The organism is Rhizobium sp. SJZ105 (assembly GCF_007828365.1).
GTDB classification, from domain to species: Bacteria; Pseudomonadota; Alphaproteobacteria; order Rhizobiales; family Rhizobiaceae; genus Agrobacterium; species Agrobacterium tumefaciens.
Genome location: NZ_VIUP01000001.1, coordinates 1,471,339 through 1,494,419 on the forward strand (window position 1 = coordinate 1,471,339; position 23,081 = coordinate 1,494,419).

Here is a 23,081-nt window from a genome sequence, read left to right on the forward strand (position 1 = left end):
TGGCGCAGCCGTTGCGCCGCTACCGTCCAAAAGTCCGGCTTTTAAAATGTACTTTTTCAGCTTGTCGCACAGAGATCCGGGAAGCGAAACCGCCTCCGGGGAAAATCGTGCAAATCGTGAGGTGGCCCGCCAGCGAAAAGCCGACGAGCGTCTTCGAAGCCCCACAGATGGGAATGTGCATCGCCGAGTTCAAGCACCCGGCCGATAGCGGTCAGATGACGCCCATGCACCATGCGATAATGGACTTCTGCGCATGGAGCCGGTTTTCCGCCTCGTCGAAGACCACCGATTGCGGCCCGTCGATCACTGCATCCGTTACTTCCTCGCCGCGATGCGCCGGCAGGCAGTGCATGAACAGCGCTTCCTTGTTGGCCTTCGCCATCAGCGCTTCATTGACCTGATAAGGCTGGAAGATATTGTGGCCGCGCGCCTTGTGTTCCTGGTTCATGGACACCCAGGTATCGGTGACGACGCAATCAGCGCCCGCCACTGCCTTGTCGGCATCGTGGTACAGCGAGATTTCGCCACCATTGTTGCGTGCCCAGTTCAGGAACTTGTCGTGCGGTTCCGAACCCATCGGGACTGCCATCGCCATGCGGTAACCGAAACGGGCGGAGCCTTCCACGAACGAATGCAGCACGTTATTGCCGTCACCCGTCCAGGCAATGGTCTTGCCCTTGACCGGGCCGCGATGTTCTTCGAACGTCAATATATCCGCCATGATCTGGCAGGGATGCGTGTCGTCCGTCAGGCCATTGATAACAGGCACGGTGGCGTGTTCGGCAAGCTCGAGCAGACGCGAGTGATCCGTGGTGCGGATCATGATGGCATCGACATAGCGCGACAAAACCTTGGCCGTATCGCCAATCGTTTCCGCGCGGCCCAGCTGCATTTCCGTGCCCGACAGGAACAGGGTCTCACCGCCGAGCTGGCGCATGCCGACATCGAAGGAGACGCGGGTGCGTGTGGACGGTTTTTCGAAAATCATTGCCAGCATCTTGCCAGCAAGCGGCTTTTCCGCCGTGCCGGTTTTGGTGGCAATCTTGCGCGTGCGCGCATCATCAAGAATTGTCCGCAGATCCTCCGACCCGACGGCCGAGAGGTCCAGAAAATGTTTTGGTGAACCCATTCTAATCTGTCCCATGCTTGCGAGCCCCTGAAGAGAGGCCCGCTCTTGATTTTTTCAGGCGCTTTTTGCCTGTTTCGCAACCGTCAGGGAGGCGGCAGCCGCGTCGATACGTGCAAGACCCTCACGGGCCTCTTCCGCCGTGGTGACGAGCGGCGGCAGAAGACGGATGACATTGTCGCCCGCAGGAACGCCAAGCAGATGCTCTGCGCGCATGGCCTGCAGCAATTCGCCCGAAGGAATCTTCGCCTTGATGCCCAGAAGCAGACCTTCGCCGCGAATTTCCTCGATCACGTCAGGATAACGGTCCTTGAGCGAGGCCAGACCCTGCCGGAAGACCAGCGCGACGTCACGGACCTTCTCGAGAAAACCTTCGGAGAGAACGACGTCAAGCACGGCATTGCCGACTGCCATGGCCAGCGGGTTGCCGCCATAGGTGGTGCCATGTACGCCCGCCATCATGCCGGAAGCGGCATCTGCCGTGGCAAGGCATGCGCCGAGCGGGAAACCGCCACCGATACCCTTGGCGACCGCCATGATATCGGGCGCAACACCGGTATGTTCATAAGCAAACAGCTTGCCTGTGCGGCCGACACCCGTCTGGACCTCATCGAAAATCAGCAGCAGGCCGTGCTCGTCGCACAATCCGCGCAGAATTTGCAGGAATTCCTTGCTGGGCGAGCGAATGCCGCCCTCGCCCTGGATGGGCTCGATCAGAAGTGCTGCAGTCTCAGCCGTGATGACGGCCTTGAGGGCATCGACATCACCGAACGGAACCTGATCGAAACCTTCGACCTTGGGACCGAAACCTTCGAGGTATTTCTGCTGGCCACCCGCGGCGATCGTCGCCAGTGTACGGCCATGGAAAGCGCCTTCGAAGGACACGATGCGGAACTTCTCCGGATGGCCCTTGGTATAGTGATAACGGCGGGCGGTCTTGATGGCGCATTCCAGGGCTTCCGCGCCTGAATTTGTGAAGAATACCTTGTCCGCGAAAGTCGCTTCCGTCAGGCGCCTGGCGAGTTTTTCCTGTCCCGGCACTTCATAAAGGTTCGAGACGTGCCAGACCTTCTCGGCCTGCGTCTTGATCGCATCAACGAGGTGAGGATGGGCGTGGCCCAGCGAGTTGACAGCGACACCGGCCGCAAAATCCAGATATCGCTCGCCGCTTTCCGTGAACAGCCATACACCCTCACCGCGCTCGAAGCGCAGGGGGGCTCTTGAAAACGTATCAAACAATGGCGCGCCGGCTTCGGCCATGGCTGTATCACTCCTTGCGCAGATGCGCTGTCAAACTGTTGTCAATAGGCTTGCGGGGTTATCCCTCGCCTGAAAATCAAAATGCCGCCTTGCGGCGGCAGGGGCACTATTGTCACTTCGTTTGCCGATGTCAACAAAAGTCAGCGTTTCCCGGGCTTCTCAAGCACTAGTATGCGGCGGCGGGCCAGCCCCAAGGTGTTGCCTTTCAGACTCAATACGCCAGCAAGTTGGGGAAAACCGGAAAATCGATTCCAGATGATTCCCGCGACTCTTGCCACGGAGTCGGGCTGGCACTAGGTTAATCGCTAATTACTAGACTGCATTGCGGCGGAACTAGTCACCGAAAATCAGGCGGAAACCACGCTTGCGGCATGCGCGCGAGACGGAGAGGGATTCTGCCGAAAATACACGCGACAAGCGGAGAAGCGGCATGAACTGGACAGACGAACGAGTCGAAAAGCTCAAGAAATTGTGGTCCGAGGGCCTTAGCGCCAGCCAGATTGCAGCGCAGCTGGGCGGCGTCAGCCGTAATGCCGTGATCGGCAAGGTCCATCGTCTCAATCTGCCGGGACGCGTCAAGGCTGGCGGTCCAGTGACTTCGGCACGCTCCGCGCCGAAGCGCACAGCTGCCCCTGCCCCGCGCGCGACGACTTTCGCAGGTCGCGTCAACGCGGCACCGGCGCGTATCCTCACCCGTTCGAACGCGGCAACGGCGCTGCACGAGGAGATCGATATCGAGACCGCGCAGGTGCTCGATTACGTTCCTTCCAAGAACGTTGTCACGCCGATTTCCCGTCGCCTGACGCTGACGGAACTGACCGAGCGCACCTGCAAATGGCCGGTTGGCGATCCGCTGAAGGACGACTTCCATTTCTGCGGTTGTGAAGCGCTGGAATCTTCGCCCTATTGCAAGTTCCATGCGAAACTCGCCTACCAGCCGGTGAGCGAGCGCCGCAAGGCTTGAGTGTTGCGGCACGCATTCAGCACTCAAAAATTACGGGCCTTCGGGCCCGTTTTTTTTATGACAAAAATCAAGCCGCTTTCTGGGGCGACTTGATGGCAGGCCACACCCTTTCCCCTTACTATTGGGCGTGACCCTTCTATCCGGATCTCAACGCGCCGCCGATCTCCTCCGGTCAAAACGGACAATGGCATCGAGTTTGGCGGATATTCATATTGAAAAAGCCCGAAATCGTTTCAGATTTCGGGCTTCCTGATTTTTTGGTGCACTACTTCGCCAGCGAAACCACCTGGTTCCGCGTCGCTCAGGCTTCCATAGAATATCCCGCGCCACGCACCGTGCGGATGACATCCTGCATGTGCGAGAAATTCAGGGCCTTGCGCAGACGTCCGACGTGCACATCGACAGTGCGCTCGTCGACATAGATATCATGACCCCAGACGCCATCCAGCAATTGCGAGCGGGAAAACACCCGACCCGGCGACGTCATCAGGAATTCCAGCAAGCGGAATTCCGTCGGGCCGAGGCGCACTTCGCGGCTTTTGCGGTGAACGCGATGGGTCTCGCGATCCAGTTCGATATCGCCGCATTTGAGCACCGACGACAGAACCTCGGGACGGGCCCGGCGCAACATGGCCTTGACCCGGGCCATGAGTTCCGGCGTCGAGAACGGCTTGACGACATAATCGTCAGCGCCGGTAGCGAGACCGCGAACCCGTTCGCTCTCTTCGCCACGCGCCGTCAGCATGATGATGGGCAGGCGTTCTGTTTCCGGCCGCATTCTCAAGCGCCGGCATAGTTCGATACCGGAGACACCGGGCAACATCCAGTCCAGGATGAGAAGATCCGGAATGCGCTCCTGCAGCCTGATTTCCGCCTCATCGCCACGGGGTATCGTGTCGACGTCGTATCCCTCAGCCTCGAGATTGTAACGAAGCAGGACGCTCAACGCTTCCTCGTCTTCCACAACTGCAATCTTGGGCACCATATGCTGAACTCCGCAAGCTTCTGCTTGTCTGTTACTCGGTCACCGAACCAAGCGTGTTGGAACTGTCGTCCTTCGGACGCTCGCCCTCCGGCTGGCTGCCGGTGGTCATGTAATAGATCGTCTCTGCGATATTGGTCGCATGATCGCCGATACGCTCGATGTTCTTGGCGCAGAACAGAAGATGCGTGCAGGTGGTGATGTTGCGCGGGTCTTCCATCATGTAGGTCAGAAGCTCCCGGAAGAGCGACGTGTACATGGCATCGATTTCCTCGTCGCGTTCACGGATCGCATTGGCCTTTTCGGCGGAACGCGTGGAATAGACGTCGAGGACTTCCTTGAGCTGCACCAGCGCCAGGTCGGACAGATGCTCGATGCCGCGGGCGAGCTTGCGCGGAACGCCGGTGCCGGCGACAGCGATAACGCGCTTGGCCGTGTTCTTGCCAAGATCGCCGACGCGTTCGAGATCGGCGGCGATACGCAGGGTGCCGATGATCTCGCGAAGGTCTGCCGCCATCGGCTGACGCTTGGCGATGGTTACGATCGCCTTGTCGCCGATTTCGCGCTCAGCGTGGTCGAGAATGGTATCGTCCGAAATGACTTTCTGCGCGAGCGCAGCATCGGAATTGACGAGTGCGCGCACGGCGTCACCGCACATCTGCTCGGCAAGACCGCCCATTTCGGCGATGCGGCGCGTCAGAAACTTCAGTTCGTCGTCATAGGCAGACAGGATATGCGAATGGGTCGTTGTCTGTGTCATGGTCTATTCCTCCGGCTTGGCCTGCATGCGCGTGCCCAACAGCGGGGCACGGCAGAGGCACCAGTCTTGTACGGTTACGATAAAGCACCGGCCGGGGATCAGCCGAAGCGGCCCATGATGTAGTCCTGCGTGCGCTGGTCGTCCGGATTGGTGAACATCTTGTCGGTTTCGTTTTCTTCGACAAGATGACCAAGATGGAACATGGCCGTACGCTGGGAAACGCGCGCCGCCTGCTGCATGGAGTGCGTGACGATGACGATGGTGTAGTTGGTGCGCAGTTCGTGGATCAGTTCCTCGACCTTCGCAGTCGCGATCGGATCCAGCGCCGAGCACGGCTCGTCCATCAGGATCACTTCCGGGCTGACGGCAACCGCGCGTGCGATGCACAGACGCTGCTGCTGGCCACCGGAGAGGCCCGTGCCGGATTCCAGCAAACGATCCTTCACCTCGTTCCAGAGACCCGCTTTCTGCAGGCTATGCTCGACGATCTGGTCCATATCTGCCTTGTTGCGGGCGAGACCATGGATACGCGGGCCGTAGGCGATGTTCTCATAAATCGTCTTCGGAAACGGGTTCGGCTTCTGGAACACCATGCCGACGCGGGCACGCAGTTCCACGACGTCGATCTGCTGATCGTAGATATCGTCGGTATCGAGCGTGATCTTGCCGGTGACCCGGCAACCGTCGATCGTGTCGTTCATGCGGTTCAAGGTGCGCAGGAAAGTGGATTTACCGCAACCGGACGGGCCGATAAGTGCAGTCACCGTGTTTTCGCGGACATTGAGGTTCACGTCGTAAAGCGCGCGCTTTTCGCCGTAATAAACCGAAACATCCTTGCCGATCATCTTGTATGAGACTTCATTCATTTTCTTGTCCAGCGCCTTTTCAACTGCTGCTTCCGACAACATGTTCATTGCTCTAGCTCCCTCTACCAGCGCCGCTCAAAGCGGCGACGCAACAGGATTGCGCCAACATTCATGAGAATGAGGAACAGAAGCAGGATGATGATAGCGCCAGATGTCCGTTCGACAAAGGCGCGCTCAGCTTCGTTCGCCCACATGTAAATCTGCACCGGCAGGGCCGTGGACGGATCCATAGGCGTTGTCGGATAGTTCGCGACGAATGCCACCATGCCGATCAGAAGCAGCGGCGCCGTTTCGCCCAGTGCGTGGGCGAGACCGATGATGGTGCCGGTCAGAATGCCAGGCATTGCCAGCGGCAGGACGTGATGGAAAATCGTCTGCATCTTGGAAGCGCCAAGACCGAGTGCGGCGGCGCGGATCGACGGCGGCACGGCCTTCAATGCAGCGCGGGTGGCGATGATGATCGTCGGCAGCGTCATCAGCGTCAGGACGAGGCCACCGACCAGCGAGGCCGAGCGTGGAAAGCCCATGAAGTTGATGAAGACGGAGAGACCGAGCAGACCGTAAACAATGGAGGGAACAGCCGCCAGATTGTTGATGTTGACCTCGATAAGGTCCGTCAACCGGTTCTTGGGGGCAAATTCCTCCAGATAGATGGAGGCCGCAACACCGATCGGCAGCGACAGCACCAGCACAATCAGCATCATGTAGAACGAGCCGATCAGCGCAACGCCAACACCCGCGGCTTCCGGACGGCTCGAAGCGCCGTTGACGAAGATGCCGGTATTGAAATGCTTGCCAAGCTGTCCGCTTTCCACGAGCTGGTTCATCCAGCCGAGCTGCTGGTTCGAGATACGGCGGTTTGCTTCATCCCCCGACATGTCGACCTGGCCCTTGAAGGCGCTGTCGACATCACCCGACGCCAGAAGCGTGACGCTGCGCGTGGTGCCGATGACGGACGGATCGGCGACGACGATATCACGCAGCTGGGTGCGTACGCTGTCGGAGATCATGACGTTGACGGCGCGAAGACCGGCCTTATCCGTCGGCGCGACGCCGAGAACCTTTGCCACCGCATCACGGGCGAGGACGGGGTAGTTGGCCGTCATCAGCTTTGCCGGATTGGTTGCGCGCTCGTTCTTTGGATCGATGATCAGTTCGGAAAACTCGACCGGAACGGTGATCATCGTCTGCTGGAAGGCGGTGTGACCCTTGGATACGACCGACCAGAGCAGCAGAAAGAGGAAGATGAGGCCGAACGAGATTGCTGCCAATCCATAGGCGCGGAAGCGGCGTTCAGCTGCATAGCGACGCTTGATGCCGATATCACGGCGCGTGGCCTTGTTCACGGCGGCAGCACCGGCCGCCGGGGAAACGATGTCGGTCATTCATATTGCTCCCGGTATTTGCGCACGATGTAAAGCGCGTAGATATTCAGGCAAAGCGTGATTGCAAAAAGAGTTATGCCCAGCGCGAAGGCCACCAGCGTTTGCGGCGAGGTAAACTCAAGGTCACCCGTCAGCTGGCTGACAATCTTGACCGTCACTGTTGTCATGGGTTCGAAGGGGTTGAGCTGCAGGCGGGCAGCGACACCAGCCGCAAGAACCACGATCATGGTCTCGCCGATCGCACGCGACGCCGTCATCAGCACGGCGCCGACGATGCCGGGAAGAGCGGCGGGAAGGATGACCTTCTTGATGGTTTCAGAGCGCGTGGCGCCGAGACCGAGAGAGCCATCGCGCAACGAACGCGGCACGGCGGTGATGATGTCGTCAGACAGCGACGAAACATAAGGGATCAGCATGATGCCCATGACGAAGCCGGCGGTGATGACGCTCTGCGCCTGGATGAAGTTGGCGTAGTTGCCTGTCGCAAGACCGCTGATCTGCGTAGAAATATCTCGCAGGAAAGGACCAACAGTCGTCAGCGCGAAGAAGCCGTAGACGATCGTCGGGATGCCCGCGAGCACCTCGAGCAACGGCTTTACTATCGAGCGAAGGCGCGGCGTCGCATATTCCGACATATAGATCGCCGAAAACAGCCCGACCGGAACGGCGACCAGCATGGCGACGAAACCAATATAGAGCGTGCCGGCGAGCAGCGGGATCAGGCCGAACTGGCCGGAAGAGTCGGTCGCACCGGCAGCGGCAAAACGCGGATCCCATACCGTTCCGAAGAAGAACTGGTGCGCCGGAACCATGGTAAAGAACTGGATTGCTTCCGAAAGCATCGAAAGGACGATGCCGATGGTCGTCAGGATGGCGATGGACGACGCGACGACCAGAGCCGCGAGAATGACCCGCTCCACCCTGTTGCGCGCCCGAAAACGCGGCGCGATTGAACGCAGTGCATAAGCGGCACCGGCGAATGCGGCCAGCAGCACGGTGGCGATCATGCCCAGGCGGCTGGTGGAGGTCATCGCATTCAGCGTCTGGGCGGCATCGACCATGAAACGCTGGGGTTCGCCGGCAATTGCCACGCCCTTCGATGCAAGAAGCGATCTTACCGCAGCCGTATCCGCATCAACCTTTGCGGTTTCTTCCGGCGTCAGACGTTGAAGACCGCGGGCGATGGACGTTACCATGCCATAGGTCAGGCTCTGCTGCGCTTCGGATTGGGAGCGCACATCTTCGGGAAATTCGCCACGCACCGCAGAGGTAACGATCAGCGGGCTGATAACAAGCCAGATACAGAGAATGAGCGCCGCAGGCAGCACCGCCCAGACGACAGCGTAGGAACCGTGATAACCGGCACGGGAATGCATGCTGGAGGGACGCCCACCAGACAAAGCAACGGCGCGGCGGCTGCCGAGCAGATAACTGCCGATGCCGATCAACACCAGTATCAGCAAAAGGATCGATGTGTTCATTAGAGTTCCCTCGTCGTGCCTCAAGAGCACGGTGCGATATCGGGCAAATCAAAAAGTCATCAAAACGAGACCGCTGGACCATCCAGAGATGCTTGCCGCCTGACTGTAACAAAGTCTGGCAAGCGTCAAGGTTGATACATCCTATCCATCTGTAATCCATCAACAATTATGTGGACGGCGATGGATGGGAACTGTCAACCGGAGACAGCCGCCTTAAGCACAACGGTACCGGAGCGGAGAGAGGGGTGCGGCAGGCCGCACCCCTCCTTGTTTATTACATCGAAGCGCCGGCAGCGAACTTGGAGCGAATTTCTTCGCGTTCTTTTTCCGGAGCGGCAACGAGGCCGTAGTTTGCGAGCGGGGAGTCGGGGCCGATCATTTCGTCAGAAACGAAGAACTCGACATATTCCTTGAGGCCCGGGATAACGCCCAAGTGAGCCTTCTTCACGTAGAAGAACAGCGGGCGCGAAACCGGGTACTTGCCGCTGGCAACGGTTTCCGTGGACGGAACAACGCCGCTGACGGTCGCAACTTTCAGGCGGTCAGCGTTGTTTTCATAAAATGCCAGGCCGAAAACGCCGAGGCCGGTCTTGTTGGCGTCGATGCGGGCAAGCGTCTCGGTGTAGTCGCCGTCGATGTCGACTGCAGCGCCGTCCTTGCGAACTGCAACGCACTTGGCAGCAGCCTGCTTGGCGTCGGTGATCAGCGCCTTGATGGCGTCGGTCGCCTTGGCTTCCTTGCAGCCGTCAGCCATGATCTTCTCTTCGAAGACTTCGCGTGTGCCGTGCTTGGAACCCGGAATGTAAGCGGCGATCGCTACATCAGGCAGTTCCTTGTTGATTTCCGACCACTTCTTGTAAGGGTTGGCAACGAGCTTGCCATCCTTGACGATTTCAGCGGCGAGCGCGAGGTACAGATCCTTCGGCTCGAGCTTGATGTCCTTGTTGGAAGAGTCCATTGCGAAGACGATGCCGTCGTAGCCGATCTTCACTTCCTGAACGTCGGCAACGCCAGCGGCCTTACAAGCGGCAAGTTCGTCGCTCTTGATCGGGCGCGAAGCGTTTGCAATGTCGATGGTGCCTTCGCCGACGCCGGAGCAGAACGCCTTCAGACCGCCGCCCGTGCCGCCAGACTCAACAACCGGAGCCTTGAAGTTCGGGAAAGTCTCAGCAAAAGTTTCGGCAACGATCTTGGCATAGGGCAGAACCGTGGAGGAACCAGCAACCTGGATCTGGTCGCGAGCAGCGGCGGCGCCAGCGAAGGCGACAGAAGCCACCAGAGCTGCTGCGGAAAATTTAACGAAGTTCATTTGTCTCTCCCGTCGTGGGCTTGTTTGTGGACGCAGCCGATAGCGGCAGACGCTCTTAGCATGCGCTCGGCGGTCTCTTCTTAACCACCGTAACCACTTCCTTTTATGTCACTTCGGTGAAAGATTTGTGACAGACTAAATTATTGATTTTATTTATAAAATTTTTCGAAGCCAAAGACTGTAACGTACTCTATGTCAGAATCTGACGGTAAAGTCCGTGCCATTGCCCAGTTCCGATTTAATGATGAGGCGGGCGCGGTGGCGAGTGAGGATGTGCTTGACGATGGCAAGCCCGAGGCCGGTCCCTTTTTTGGAGCGACTGTCAGCGACACTGACGCGGTAAAACCGTTCCGTCAGACGCGGCACATGTTCAGCAGGAATGCCCGGCCCCTTGTCAATGACGCTCACCTCCACCGGCTTACCGGGTTCGGCACGCAGCCAGACATCCACGACCTTGCCTTCCTGGCCATATTTACAAGCATTTTCAACGAGGTTCTGAAACACTTGCACCAGTTCGTCGCGGTCGCCCTGCACTTCTGCCGGCCGGTCGGGCAGATGCAGCGTAATAACCACATCCAGCTCGTTGGCGAGTGGCAGCAACGCATCCCGGACATGGCCGATGACTGGGACGAGATCGACCTTCTGATCCGGCGCAATATTCGCCCGCAATTCCAGCCTTGAAAGCGACATGAGGTCATCCACTAGCCTGCTCATGCGTGTGGCCTGATCCAGCATGATGGCGAGGAAACGTTCCTGCGCTTTGGGGTCGTTGCGGGCCGGCCCCTGCATGGTTTCGATGAAACCGCGCAGCGAGGCGAGCGGGGTGCGCAATTCATGGCTTGCATTGGCGACGAAGTCGCTGCGCATGCGGTCGATGCGGCGAAGCTCCGAAACATCGCGGAACGACAGGATGTAGAACGGTGGACCCGCCGCCTCTCCCGCATCCGCCCGGGCAATGCGGACGATGAAGACCCGCTCTGAGGGAAAACGCTCGGAATGCTCGACCTGGTTGGGCTGGCCGGTGGTGATGGTTTCGCGAATGACATCCAGCAAGCCCGGCGAACGCAGCCGAGCGGAAATATGCGCGCCGGCCGGAAGCTGGCCAAAGGCGCGTTCCGCCGCGCCGTTCTGATAAAGAACGCCTGCGTTTTTATCGAGGATGAAGACCGGCGTATCCAGAACGGCCAGACCCGCCCTCACCCCGGAAATGACGTTTTCGCCGGGCACATCAGGTTCTTCCGCCTCAGCAGCTGCGGTTTCATCCTTAGCCGGCTCCTCCGGCTTTTGCCGAGCGGTCAAAATAGCGATGACGGCGCAGAGCCACAACACGGCGGGCATGTAGGGTGTTTGCAACTCAGAAACGGCAGCGACGGCAAGCATGCTGACGACGAGAACAGGCAACCAGTTTCGGCCAAGCTTTTTCGCAAAAAGCTTCAATCCACTCTCGCCTTTCATGACTGCCATTTCAGCACACTTTCCACTTTCACCTGACAGCGCATCGGAGTCTCATAGGCCAGCTTCATGACAGAGATTCATCATCGCGTATTTTCCACAGCGTATATGCGCAAAATCTGCGCCGCAATCGTCACTGCGGTAGCACTCCGGCTAACCAATCCTCTTTCACTTGAATTATGCGGGTGGATATGAACTCATTGGCAGCGAGTTGCCTTTACACAACAACATCAGGAGGAAAGCATGGGCGAAGAAACGAAGAAGCGATCGGTGGAGATCACCATTGGCGGCAAGCTGCGCAGCTTCGACATCGACGATCCGGTTCTTCCCGACTGGGTGGAGGAGAAGAAGCTTTCCGCCGGAGATTTTCCTTACGACAAAAAGATGAAGCGGGAGGAATACGACGCCACCCTCGAGGCGCTGCAGGTGGAGCTGGTCAAGGTGCAGTTCTGGCTGCAGGCCACCGGCAAACGGGTGATGGCTGTCTTCGAAGGACGCGATGCCGCCGGAAAGGGCGGCGCGATCTTTGCGGCCCACGCTTACCTCAACCCCCGCTATGCCCGTGTCGTGGCGCTGACCAAACCAACCGAGACCGAGCGTGGCCAATGGTATTTCCAGCGCTATATCTCGCATTTCCCGACGGCTGGAGAATTCGTCCTCTTCGACCGTTCCTGGTATAACCGCGCCGGGGTGGAGCCTGTCATGGGCTTCTGCACCCCGGAAGAGCACAAGCGCTTTCTCAAGGAAACACCACGCCTCGAAAAGATGCTGGTCCACGAGGGTGTTCATCTGTTCAAGTTCTGGCTTGATATCGGCCGCGAAACGCAGATCGAGCGCTTCCATGACCGTCGCCACAGCCCGCTGAAATGCTGGAAGCTTTCCGACATGGATATCGCCGCGCTGACGAAGTGGGACGACTACACACAAAAGCGCGACGAGATGCTGGAAAAGACCCACACCGATGTCGCCCCGTGGACGGTGGTGCGCGCCAACGACAAACGCCGTGCGAGGGTGAACCTCATTCGCCACATCCTCAATACGCTTGACTACGACGGCAAGGACAAAAAGGCGATTGGCGAAATCGACGACAAGATCCTTGGATCAGGACCGGGTTTTCTGAAATAAGACTGGGAGACGTCAACAAGCGCCCCGGCTGCGGCGCTTGTTCCCTCTTCTTGCTGGATTCTTACTGACCCGGCAAAATGCGCACGGAGTACAGGTTCACCGGGCGGGCATTGCCATCGATATCGCTGTTGATGAAGATCTTGCCGGGCGCATTCGGGGCAAGCGAACGCTCGAACGTCGTGTTCAGCAGCATATCCGCACGCTCGGCCGTGGCCGTGAAACGGTGACGGGAGCAATCGCCCAACGTGGCGAAATCGCATGCTACGGAAACCTGCGTTTGCCGATCGCTGGAGGATTGCAGCGTGATCGAGATGGTCGAGGATTTACCCGCCATGTCGCGCATCACTTCCACCGGAACCTCGACGCTGATTGCGCCGTCCTGAGAGACGCTTCTCGACGTCACCCGTATCGCCTTGCCGGCGGGTGTGGCGATGTTCTCGACATTGGCGCGGGGGCCTGCCGAAACTCCGGAACTGCCGCGCTCCGCATTAAATACTTCCACCCAGTCGTCGGAAAAACCGCGGCCGGCGGAAAGGCTCGGCGCGGGCTCAGTACCGTTGAAGTCCTCCGCCTGGACTTGTGCCGGCGGATTGGGCACGCTGGTATCGCGCTGCTCCGGCGTGAGCAGCAGGCCGGAGGAATAGACCCACCAGGCGCCGAAACCAACAAAGGCAAGCAGTGTCACGAGCATGAAAAGCCGGGCGAAAAGTCCGCGACGCTTGCGGCGGCCAACGGCACCTTCCGGACGAAACGCGAGCGAGGCGTCACCTGCGCTGGAGCCTCTTCTTGGCGGTTTTCCATTACGACGTCCAGCACTCAGAGGTTCCGGAGCGGCAGCGGCGCCCGGCCGCACGTCGCGCGTTTCGCCACGCAATTCCGGCTCGACGGCCATATCGCCGTGATGCTGCGATTGTGAGACGGGATCGACCGAGGGGCCGTCATGCGCCGCACTTTCCGGCGCAGGCGGCCGCAACTGCTGCTCCACCCTGTCCAGAAGACGATTCCGCTCTTCATTCTCTATAACATGGATCAGGCTTTCGAGCCGCTGGCGCTGCTGGCCCACAATCTGCGGGTCGTCTATGCCCTGCTTGCGCAGGCCCGCTTCCAGTGCCTGACGGGACGATTGGTAAATTCGTGCACGAACTTCGGCGTTCGATCTGTCCGATTTTTCCAGAGCATTTCTGATTGCCGTTTCCAGTCCGCTCACGACCGATCCTTATTCTACTGCTCTTCGCAAAAAATATGTGGCAGTGCGCCATTGGTTTACGATTCGGTAACGGCTATGCCGCGCCTCCGCAAGCATCGTTTGCGATAAAGACCGGATTGCCTTGGGGAAAATCGATCCATTGTGGCGCTGCGAGCGCAGGTCTGCCGGACCAGTGCGACGCTGTTTTCGCTTTCAATCCGCCGCCGAACACGATATTGACTTACGTGCGCGTAAACGTAATCCGTGGGAGGAGACATGCTGCCGTCCGTGCTGAAAGACAATCTGCGTCTTCCGGTCATAGCGTCACCGCTATTCATTATTTCGCATCCGCAATTGACGCTGGCGCAATGCAAGGCGGGTGTCATCGGCGCTTTCCCGGCGCTGAATGCGCGGCCCGAAAGCCAGCTGGACGAATGGCTGGCAATGATCACCGAGGATCTGGCCGCCCACAACAGGGCCAACCCCGAGCGCCCGGCCGCTCCTTTCGCCGTCAACCAGATCGTACATATGTCCAACCGGCGGCTGGAACACGATCTCGGCCTCTGCGTCAAATACAAGGTGCCGGTGGTGATTTCCTCGCTCGGTGCAGTACCGGAAGTCAATGCGGCCGTGCATTCCTATGGCGGTATCGTGCTGCATGATGTCATCAACGATCGCCACGCCCGCTCCGCCATCCGCAAGGGCGCGGACGGGCTGATTGCAGTGGCAACGGGTGCCGGCGGACATGCGGGCACGCTTTCACCCTTCGCCCTGGTTCAGGAAATCCGCGAATGGTTCGATGGTCCCCTGCTGCTGGCTGGCGCCATCGCCAATGGCGGCTCCATCCTTGCGGCGCAGGCCATGGGCGCGGATATGGCCTATATAGGCTCCCCCTTCATCGCGACGCAGGAAGCCAGGGCCTCCGACGCTTACAAGCAGGCGATCGTGGAGGCACAGGCCAAGGACATCGTTTATTCGAACTATTTCACGGGCGTACACGGCAACTACCTGAAAAGCTCGATCGTCGCCTCAGGCATGGACCCCGACAACCTGCCGGAAGCAGACCCTTCCAAGATGGACTTCGAAACCGCCACCGGCGGCGCAAAGGCCTGGAAGGATATCTGGGGCGCCGGACAAGGCATCGGCGCGGTCAAGGTGGTGGAGCCGGTGGCTGACCTCGTCGATCGGCTGGTACGCGAGTATGAGGCAGCCAGACAGCGCATCTGCGCGAGAGGCTGAAGCCACCTATAAACAACGGGCAGGCAAAGCTTTTTTTCGGATTTTTCGAAACCCGCGCATTCAAGGCTTGAAATCCGTCAGCATTGCCTGTATCAGCCCGCCATGAAGCTGATCCGTAACAAACGGGTCACAATCGGGCCGCTTTAGCTCAGTTGGTAGAGCACGTCATTCGTAATGACGGGGTCACGTGTTCGAGTCACGTAAGCGGCACCATTTCTTCCTAAAAAATTCATTTCCGACATTGAGTTGTCTTTGGCGCGGCGTTGTCCACTGGCGGAAATCGTCATTTGGCGCTGCTGCTGCAATCATAAAACCTTTGAAACCAAACAGGCCTCCGCACGTTGAGCAGCAAGTCGCAATCAAATGGAAAGCTTGCCATCGTGGATGTCCTTCGTATTCTCATCGCCATCATTCTTCCGCCGGTTGGCGTGTTTCTCCAGGTCGGACTTGGCCTCCATTTCTGGTTGAATATCCTGCTCACGCTTTGCGGTTACATTCCCGGCATCATTCACGCGATCTGGGTGATCCTGCGCAAATGAGATTTGCGCAGCATATGACGGGACAACCATCAGATGCGCACAATATTTTAGTACGTGATTAAATTCGTAATGACGACTGGAACCTCATCTTCTCCCTCACGTTATGGTGATGACACCAGCTAAGGAGAAAATCATGAACCAGATCATCTACATCGTGGGCCTCGTCGTCATCGTTCTGGCGATTCTGTCGTTTTTCGGCTTTCGTTGATCACCGTTGTCAATTCGATCGCTTGCGCTTATTCTAATCAGCGGTAACACACGGCTGCGTTCATGGGTTGCTTTGCTGTCGGGTGTATTTCGGGATCGCGTTGCTCTGGGAGGTGCACGATGAAGAACGAGAGATGGACAGAGCCTGTCGAGGTCAATCTCGAGGCGAAGGGCAAAAGCGTTATCGCCGGGCCGTTCGAGGCACTGATGTTATTGACGGAAGGCTGGCCCAAAATTCGCGGATTGAGTTTCGTGAGAGCCAGAAGCGCCTGCCGCGCTGCGCTTGATGGACGTAAATCGCCGGAGGAAGCGCGAAAGTGCTTTACCGATGCGGTTTCCGAGATGCAGAAAAATCCGCACTGACCATATTCAGACGACAAATGGCCCCTCGAAAGGGGCCATTTTCATGCTTGCTATATTTCGTTCGATCTACATCCAGTAAGGTGCGACGCCGTAGTAGTCGTAAACCTTGCGGTCTCGCGCATGCAGCAGGTCGTCGTCGTCCAGGTTGGCGAAGTGAGGCGCATTTTCGATCTGCTCTTTGGTAAGATCGATGCGATAGCCATCAAGCTCTTCGTCATAATGGAGCTTTTCCCACGGCAGCGGATAATAGTCGTCGCCGATCCCGAAAAAGCCACCGAAGCTCAAAACCGCATAGGCGACACGGCCGCCGCGTTTTTCCAGAATGATCCGCTGGATCGAGCCGATATGCTTGCCATCGGCGCCATAGACGCGCGTGCCCTCAACCTTGTCGCTGGCGATTAGGCTCGGTGTATCCTTGACGTAAGGGTCCTGCCCGGCACGGGGTTCTTGATGCAACATAACGTCTTTCCTCCTTGGTTTTTTCCTCGTGAGTATTACGCTTGGTAAACCCCTCCACCGGAAATTCGTTCCGAAGCTTTTCGCGCGCTGCGGACTGAAGACGCGGATCAGGAGGCGCGGAAAAAGCCCTATTGGCGGATTTTTTGCCAAACGGAAGGAGAAACGCCGACCATTTTACGGAAGACGCGGGAAAAATGCGCCTGATCCGAAAACCCGGCTGCGATGGCGATGTCGGTCAGCGCCATGTCGGTTCGCATCATCAGGTCCTTGACCCGATCGATACGCGCCTGCATCTGCCATTGATGCGGCGGTACGCCTGTCGACGCCTTAAAGGCGTGGCTGAAATGGGATTGCGACAGGTTGGTGAGTTCTGCCAGTTCCTCCAGCCTTATCGACCGCAGGCAATGTTCGCGAATGTAATCGGTCGCCGCCCTCAACTGCCAGGAGGCCAGCTTGCTGCGTTTTTTGACCGGCTCCCGCTTCACCTTGAGGAAATCCGTCAACAGCGCCAGCACGAGGCTTTCGCCGTATAGATCGTGCAAAGGGTCTGGATTATCACATTCGGCGGCGATCAGCCGCGCAAGCACCAGCAGGCGCTCATCCTCGAACATCAGGTGCGGATCGAGCAACCCGTGCGGATCGAACCCCTGCACCAGCCGCGCCCCCAGCAATCCCGCATCGAAGTGCAGATCGAGATGGCGCACGAAGGAAACATTGCTGAGTTCCGCATGTACATCCAGGTCGGCCGGTACGAAGGAAATGCGGTTCGCTTCGGATGACGCGTAATTGTCGCGGCGGCTACGGTTCATCATGAACCGGCCATCATCCGTCCCATCCATATCGAGCAGGAAAACGAAACGCGGGTCCTTGCCGACATACCGGCCACCCGCCTTCGATGCGCAACGCACGTCCCAGAGATCGGCGACGATGCCGTTCCACACCCGCGAGCGTGGGCCGCCGATGACGGCAAAGCCCTCGATCTCATTTTCCATCCGAACGCGGAAAGCCATGGCCTCTCGATCCCGCAAGGCGCAAAGGCGCCCCTATAAACATGATAAGACTATTCATGTTTATAGGGGCAAACTATTTTTCCCGCAACTGCCAGCTACCCGTTACCACTTCTTGGAAAGCTTGAAGGTGATGGTGCGGCTGTCACCCCAGCCGCAAACCGAGACGCCGGCGCAACTCTTGACGTATTCCTTGTCGAAGACATTCGCGACGTTGACGGATGCCGTCCAGTCGTTCTTCTCGTAGCGGATCGCGGCATCGAAGACCGCAGCATCCGGAACACGCAGCGTGTTTGCCGCATCTGCCCAGGACTTGCCCTGATAACGCACGCCGCCGCCAATGCTGAGGCCTTCAAACGTATCATCGGTGAAGGCGTAATCCACCCAAAGCGACGCGGTGTGAGCAGGCACGATCCACGGCGATTTGCCGATCAGGTTAGGATTGGCGTCCTTGGTGATATCGAGATCGGTATAGGAATAGGAGGCAATGGTTTTCCAGTTGTCGGTGAGATTGGCCTTCGCCTCCAGCTCAAAGCCGGTAGACTCCACCTGTCCGAACTGGCCGCTCGTCGTTACGCCGCCGGCGGTATAGGAAACGATGGCGTTGTCCTTCACAAGCTTGAAGACAGAGGCGGTGATGCTGCCATCGAAGAAGGTCGGCTCGTATTTGATACCGGCCTCGAACTGATGTCCTTCCTCGGGTACGGCGGAGCTGCCATCCGCAAGTGTATCGATGAGCGGATTGAAGAAGGTGGCCGCCGAGACATAGGGCGTCAGGCCATTGTCGAATTCATAGGCAAGACCGGCGCGACCGCTTAGCGCATCGTCATTTGAGCGGCGAGACACACCCGCTGGCAGCCTGTTGTTCAGTTCGGTATCGACGTAATCGTAGCGCCCGTTCAGCGTTACCAGCCAGCCATCGCCGAAACGCAGCTGGTCCTGTGCATAGATGCCGATCTGCTGCTGCGTCACCACGTTATTGGCGTAGACGAAATTCGTTCCCTGCGTCGAACCATAGACCGGGTTGAGCGCACCGATCGCATTCGATCCGCAGCACGCCTGCACCTGATCCAGCTTGTAGTATTTATAATCGAGACCGAAGAGCAACGAATGGCTGACAGCACCGGTATCGAACTGGCCTTCGACGCGGTTGTCGACGCCGAAACTGTCGACCTTCGACAGGCCGTCATAACCAAAGCGGGTCAGCATATAGTCATTGGTGGTGGCATCGAGGATTGGCTGGCCATTGGCGTCGGTATTGGCCCAGCCGCCCGCATAGGGTCCGGTTTCGTGCTTGTAGAGGTGGCCGTAGCGGGCGTTTTGGCTGATCTTCCAGCCATTGTCGAATTCGTGGCTGACTTCGTAACCCACCATGGACTGGTAGACGCGACCATTGTCGATATCAGGCTCGCCATAAAAGGCCTTGCGGTCGAGCTTGCCGAAAGGTGCGTCAACCACAGTCCCGACATAGGGCAGGAAGCCATTGCCGACATGCACCTGATCCAGCGCCGAGAAATAGCCGTAGAGCGTGGCACTGGTCTGAGCATCCGGCTCGAAGGTGATCTGCGGCATGATGAAGCCACGCAGATCCTCGGAGTAGTCGGTGTAATTATCGCCGCCCGAGACCTTGCCAGTGACGCGGTATTTCCACACACCCTCACCATCGATCTTGTCGCCGAGATCGAAACCGAAGAAAGCATTGCCGAAATTGTTGATGCCGATTTCCGTTTCGCGGACCGGCTCATCCTGCGGGCGCTTGCGAACCATCTGCACGATGCCGCCGGGATTGGCGCCGCCGTAGAGCACCGAAGCCGGTCCCTTCAGCACCTCCACCCGCTCCAAACCATAGGCATCCATCTGGAAACCGCCGAAACCGTAGCTGAACAGGTTCAGCCCATCCAGAAACACGCCGGTCTGGGTTGCCTGGAAACCGCGAATGTAAAACCAGTCCGTATCCGGATCGGTGCCGAAAGGTTCCGCCGTTACGCCGGGCGTGTAGCGCAGTACCTCGTCGATCTTGGTCACGACACCGCGGTCATCCATTTCCTTGCGGCCGACGACCGATACGGACTGGGGAATGTCCTTCGTTTCCATCTCAGTTTTCGAACCCGTCGCGCTTTTCTTCGCAACGTACCCCCGGACCGGACCAGTGGCGTTTTCCGCGCCCTGCCCCTCGACGGTGATCTCACGCAGGACGGTCGTCTGCTGTGCGTGACCTACCAATGGCGCCATCAAAACAATGGCAGCCGTTCCCAAAGCCAGGCGGCCCAAAAACATCTCATGCAAATTTTTCAAGATATGCCCCGAAACAGATCACGGCCGACGTTTATATACGGCAGGCCGCAGCACCTCAATTAAGCTGAGTATTTACATCAGGATTAAGGCCGGATGCTTGTCGTTTTCTGGGCAGATTTGAAGCTTATTGGCTTCTCGCACAGTTTTGCGCCTGTCATTTATGGTGCAGGCGTCAGCTCTTGCGCCGCCCGATCCTTGCAAGCTGCATGACCGGCAGGATGCCGATGACGACAATCGCCAAGGCCGCAATCGACGCTTCCTCGTAGGTGCCACGCGCCGCCTCACCGTAAAGATGGGTTGCGAAAGTCTCGAAATTCAGCGGCCGTAACAGGAGTGTGGCGGGAAGTTCCTTGACGCAATCGACGAAGATCAGCAAGGCGGCGGCGGCCAGCGATGCCTTTGAAAGCGGCAGATGGATCTGTCTGAATGTCTGTGTTGCGGATCGTCCCAGCGTTCGCGAGGCGTGATCGAAGGATTGCGGGATACGGCTCAGGCCGGCATCAACGCCGCCAGCCGCAATGGTGAGGAACCGCGCCGAATAGGCGTAAATCAGGGCCGCACCACTGCCGATGAAAATGAGGCCTGTGGATATGCCGAACCAGTCGCGCATGGTCTGGTCGACAAACCGGTCGAAGCCGCCAATCGCAATCAGCACACCTATGGCGATGACCGTGCCGGGGGCCGCGTAACCTACCGTGGAAAGCCGGTAGGACCAGAGCGAGAGGCGTCCCGGAGCAAGGCGCATCGCGTAAGCGACCGCAAGGCCGAGGACGAGGGTGATCGCCGTCGCCAGTCCGGCAAAGAGGATGGTATTCAGAGCCTCATCGGCAAAACGGGACGACAGTCCGCTGAACCGGAAACGCTTCCATGCCTCGGTGACGAGATAGCTTGCCGGCGCCACGAAGCCGATCAGAACCGGCAGGCTGCCGAGCGCAAAGGCACCGCAAGCTTTAAGACCGGTGAGACGCACAGGCTCCAGTTCCCTGCTTTTCTGCGCCGACACGGTATAACGCTGCTTGCGCCGCGCCCATCGTTCAAATGCCACGAGGGCAACCACGATGAATAACATGGAAAGCGCGATCTGCGCCGCACCGGGCAGGTCGGATTTCGTGACCCATGTGGTATAGACCGAAACGGTGAGTGTTCGGACACCAAGGAATTCCGATGCGCCGATATCGTTCAGCGCTTCCATCAGGGCAAGGCTGATGCCGACCGCGACGGCCGGGCGTGCCAAAGGCACCGCAACCTTGAAGAAAGCCGCGCGTCTGGAAACGCCAAGCGTGCGTGCCGCTTCAAGCAGGTTGCCCGCCTGCGTGAGGAACATGGCGCGCACGGGAATATAGACATAGGGAAACAGCACGAAACCGAGCAGGATGATGCAGCCCGTCATGGACCTTATGTCCGGCAGGCGGAATTCACGCGGGCTGGAATAGCCCAGCAGCCAGCGGATCGCCCCCTGCACCGGCCCGATCGGATGCAGGATATCGAGATAGGCGTAAGCGACGATATAGGTGGGCATGGCGAGCGGCAGCAGCAGCGCCCATTCCAGTATTTTGCGGCCGGGAAAATCATAGGCCGTAACCAGCCAGGCGGCAAATGTGCCGATAACACCGGCCAGCAACCCGACGCCGAGCATCAGAACGGCGGTATCCGGCAAAGCCGTCAAAATCACGCTGGAACCGAGATGGGACCACAGGCCATCAGACCCCTGCACCGCCTGCGAAACGAGTGCCAGAACCGGCAGCATGGCGCCACAGACCGCTGCCAGAGACAGGCTCAACCACCAGAAGGAGGATGAAAACCTTGGTCTTGCGCGGGGCATCAATGGCTGGACGGCGTCTGGATTCATGAGCTTCTTGAAAATACAGGGAAGGCGCCCGCGGATGCGAACGCCTTCCAACTTGTTGTCGCCAATTGGCCTTTACTGGTCGAAACCGACCTTGTCGACCAGCTCGCTCGCCTGTCTGCGATGAGAGACGATCTCCGTCAGCGACTTGTTGTCAACCTTCAGGGTGCCGAAGGAGGCAACGATGTCGTTGAGTGCTGCGCCCTGCCTGACCGGATATTCGAAGTTGGCTTCGGCATAGATCTTCTGGGCTTCGTCCGAAACAAGGTATTCCAGAAGCTTGACGGCTTCGGCCTTGTTCGGTGCGTTCTTGGCAACAGCCGCACCGCTGATGTTGACCTGCGTGCCACCATTCTTGAACGTCGGCAGAACGACCTTGATCGCGTCGCCCCACTTCACCTGCTCCTCGCCACCCTTGCCCGAGCGCATCAGGCCGACATAATAGGAGTTGGCGATGCCGATATCGCAAATGCCGCCGAGGATATCCTTGGCAACGTCACGGTCGCCGCCGCCTGCCTTGCGGGCCAGATTTTCCTTGACGCCGGCAAGCCACTTTTCGGTGTCCGCTGCGCCATAGTGAGCGATGTAGTCGGCAAAGAGAGCCGTATTATAGGGATGCTGGCCGGCGCGAATGCAGATCTTGCCCTTCCACTTCGCATCTGCCAGGTCTTCATAGTTGAAGGAGGCAAGGTCTAGATCCTTCGCCGCATAGAGAACGCGGGCACGCATGGAAAGTGCGAACCAGTGGCCCTTGGCGTCGCGAAGTTCCGCCGGAATAGCCTTGTTCAGGGTTTCGGATTCAACCGGCTGAGTAACACCCTTTTCAGCGAGATCGACGAGATTGCCGGCATCCACCGTCATCAGCACGTCGGCAGGTGAGCTCGCGCCCTCGCTCAGAACGCGCTCTGCAAGGCCATCCTTGAGGAATACGGTGTTGACCTTGACACCGCTGGAAGCCGTGAAGGATTCCAGCAGGGGCTGGATCAGGGCCGGCTCTCTCGTGGTGTAGATATTCAGTTCAGCAGCGCTGACTGATCCCGCTGCAAAGGCGACCGTGCTGGCAAGCAGGGCAAGTTTGGCAAATTTCGTCATGGTGTGTCTCCCTCTTCGATGCGCAATATAGGGGGAGCAAACATCATACATGACGTATCAAATCAAGTTTTATTTGGCCGTTTTCAGACGGGTTTCGATCACCAACAGTTGAAAATGGAGTGAAAATAAACATGCAAA

Annotated in this window: 20 protein-coding genes and 1 tRNA gene; 6 read left to right on the plus strand and 15 right to left on the minus strand. The window is 58.4% G+C overall.

Annotated features, from left to right (window positions below; all coding sequences use genetic code 11):
• Positions 1–211 precede the first annotated feature (211 nt).
• Both argF and FB593_RS07455 read right to left on the minus strand, forming a co-directional pair.
• Positions 212–1,129 carry an ornithine carbamoyltransferase gene (gene argF, locus FB593_RS07450; protein ID WP_003514928.1) on the minus strand — a complete coding sequence of 306 codons (918 nt, stop codon included), beginning with the start codon at positions 1,127–1,129 and terminating at the stop codon, positions 212–214.
• 54 nt (positions 1,130–1,183) lie between these two features.
• Positions 1,184–2,386, minus strand: a complete 1,203-nt coding sequence (locus FB593_RS07455) for an aspartate aminotransferase family protein (RefSeq protein ID WP_145166438.1) — start codon at positions 2,384–2,386, stop codon at positions 1,184–1,186.
• Positions 2,387–2,816: 430 nt separating this feature from the next.
• Between FB593_RS07455 and FB593_RS07465 the strand changes: the two genes are divergently transcribed.
• The gene (locus tag FB593_RS07465; protein ID WP_003514924.1) at positions 2,817–3,350 is read left to right on the plus strand and encodes a GcrA family cell cycle regulator; all 534 of its coding nucleotides are present in this window, start codon (positions 2,817–2,819) and stop codon (positions 3,348–3,350) included.
• 301 nt (positions 3,351–3,651) lie between these two features.
• On the opposite strand, the gene phoB is transcribed toward FB593_RS07465, so the two are convergent.
• The 7 genes from phoB to phoR all read right to left on the minus strand — a co-directional run bounded on the left by phoB (position 3,652) and on the right by phoR (position 11,588).
• Positions 3,652–4,335, minus strand: a complete 684-nt coding sequence (gene phoB / locus FB593_RS07470) for a phosphate regulon transcriptional regulator PhoB (RefSeq protein ID WP_003493692.1) — start codon at positions 4,333–4,335, stop codon at positions 3,652–3,654.
• Positions 4,336–4,366: 31 nt separating this feature from the next.
• Positions 4,367–5,092 (minus strand): phosphate signaling complex protein PhoU, encoded by a 726-nt coding sequence (phoU, locus tag FB593_RS07475; protein ID WP_003514921.1) that lies wholly within the window; start codon positions 5,090–5,092, stop codon positions 4,367–4,369.
• Between the two features lie 98 nt (positions 5,093–5,190).
• A complete protein-coding gene (gene pstB / locus FB593_RS07480; RefSeq protein ID WP_003514913.1) occupies positions 5,191–6,006 on the minus strand; it encodes a phosphate ABC transporter ATP-binding protein PstB in 816 nt (271 codons plus the stop codon).
• Positions 6,007–6,020: 14 nt separating this feature from the next.
• Positions 6,021–7,343 (minus strand): phosphate ABC transporter permease PstA, encoded by a 1,323-nt coding sequence (gene pstA, locus FB593_RS07485; RefSeq protein ID WP_003514911.1) that lies wholly within the window; start codon positions 7,341–7,343, stop codon positions 6,021–6,023.
• Complete coding sequence (pstC, locus tag FB593_RS07490; RefSeq protein WP_003514909.1) at positions 7,340–8,824, minus strand: phosphate ABC transporter permease subunit PstC; 1,485 nt, start codon at positions 8,822–8,824, stop codon at positions 7,340–7,342. The genes pstA and pstC overlap by 4 nt, the downstream gene beginning before the upstream one ends.
• Positions 8,825–9,098: 274 nt before the next feature.
• Positions 9,099–10,133 (minus strand): substrate-binding domain-containing protein, encoded by a 1,035-nt coding sequence (locus FB593_RS07495; RefSeq protein WP_003514907.1) that lies wholly within the window; start codon positions 10,131–10,133, stop codon positions 9,099–9,101.
• Positions 10,134–10,328: 195 nt separating this feature from the next.
• The gene (gene phoR / locus FB593_RS07500) at positions 10,329–11,588 is read right to left on the minus strand and encodes a phosphate regulon sensor histidine kinase PhoR (protein ID WP_046205579.1); all 1,260 of its coding nucleotides are present in this window, start codon (positions 11,586–11,588) and stop codon (positions 10,329–10,331) included.
• A gap of 240 nt (positions 11,589–11,828) precedes the next feature.
• On the opposite strand from phoR, the gene ppk2 reads away from it, so the two are divergent.
• The gene (gene ppk2, locus FB593_RS07505; protein ID WP_003514903.1) at positions 11,829–12,710 is read left to right on the plus strand and encodes a polyphosphate kinase 2; all 882 of its coding nucleotides are present in this window, start codon (positions 11,829–11,831) and stop codon (positions 12,708–12,710) included.
• Between the two features lie 61 nt (positions 12,711–12,771).
• Here ppk2 and FB593_RS07510 read toward each other — a convergent pair whose 3' ends face one another.
• Positions 12,772–13,917: a hypothetical protein gene (locus FB593_RS07510; RefSeq protein ID WP_013635415.1), complete on the minus strand. Its 1,146-nt coding sequence runs from the start codon at positions 13,915–13,917 to the stop codon at positions 12,772–12,774.
• 255 nt (positions 13,918–14,172) lie between these two features.
• Here FB593_RS07510 and FB593_RS07515 point away from each other — a divergent pair, with 255 nt between their 5' ends.
• The 4 genes from FB593_RS07515 to FB593_RS07530 all read left to right on the plus strand — a co-directional run bounded on the left by FB593_RS07515 (position 14,173) and on the right by FB593_RS07530 (position 16,244).
• Positions 14,173–15,135: an NAD(P)H-dependent flavin oxidoreductase gene (locus tag FB593_RS07515; RefSeq protein ID WP_025592384.1), complete on the plus strand. Its 963-nt coding sequence runs from the start codon at positions 14,173–14,175 to the stop codon at positions 15,133–15,135.
• A 137-nt stretch (positions 15,136–15,272) separates the two neighbouring features.
• Positions 15,273–15,348, plus strand: a tRNA-Thr gene (locus tag FB593_RS07520).
• 167 nt (positions 15,349–15,515) lie between these two features.
• Positions 15,516–15,674, plus strand: coding sequence for a YqaE/Pmp3 family membrane protein (locus FB593_RS07525; RefSeq protein WP_003514897.1), 159 nt, complete (start codon positions 15,516–15,518; stop codon positions 15,672–15,674).
• Between the two features lie 327 nt (positions 15,675–16,001).
• Positions 16,002–16,244: a DUF982 domain-containing protein gene (locus tag FB593_RS07530; protein WP_003514896.1), complete on the plus strand. Its 243-nt coding sequence runs from the start codon at positions 16,002–16,004 to the stop codon at positions 16,242–16,244.
• Between the two features lie 66 nt (positions 16,245–16,310).
• Here the strand turns inward: FB593_RS07530 and FB593_RS07535 are convergent, their stop codons facing one another.
• The 5 genes from FB593_RS07535 to FB593_RS07555 all read right to left on the minus strand — a co-directional run bounded on the left by FB593_RS07535 (position 16,311) and on the right by FB593_RS07555 (position 22,943).
• Positions 16,311–16,703, minus strand: coding sequence for a PRC-barrel domain-containing protein (locus tag FB593_RS07535; protein ID WP_003514894.1), 393 nt, complete (start codon positions 16,701–16,703; stop codon positions 16,311–16,313).
• Positions 16,704–16,831: 128 nt separating this feature from the next.
• Positions 16,832–17,713, minus strand: a complete 882-nt coding sequence (locus FB593_RS07540; protein WP_003514892.1) for a helix-turn-helix transcriptional regulator — start codon at positions 17,711–17,713, stop codon at positions 16,832–16,834.
• Positions 17,714–17,815: 102 nt separating this feature from the next.
• The gene (locus FB593_RS07545; protein ID WP_080799606.1) at positions 17,816–20,005 is read right to left on the minus strand and encodes a TonB-dependent siderophore receptor; all 2,190 of its coding nucleotides are present in this window, start codon (positions 20,003–20,005) and stop codon (positions 17,816–17,818) included.
• A 172-nt stretch (positions 20,006–20,177) separates the two neighbouring features.
• Positions 20,178–21,854, minus strand: coding sequence for an ABC transporter permease (locus FB593_RS07550; RefSeq protein WP_145166439.1), 1,677 nt, complete (start codon positions 21,852–21,854; stop codon positions 20,178–20,180).
• A gap of 72 nt (positions 21,855–21,926) precedes the next feature.
• Positions 21,927–22,943: an extracellular solute-binding protein gene (locus FB593_RS07555; protein ID WP_112752218.1), complete on the minus strand. Its 1,017-nt coding sequence runs from the start codon at positions 22,941–22,943 to the stop codon at positions 21,927–21,929.
• Positions 22,944–23,081 lie beyond the last annotated feature (138 nt).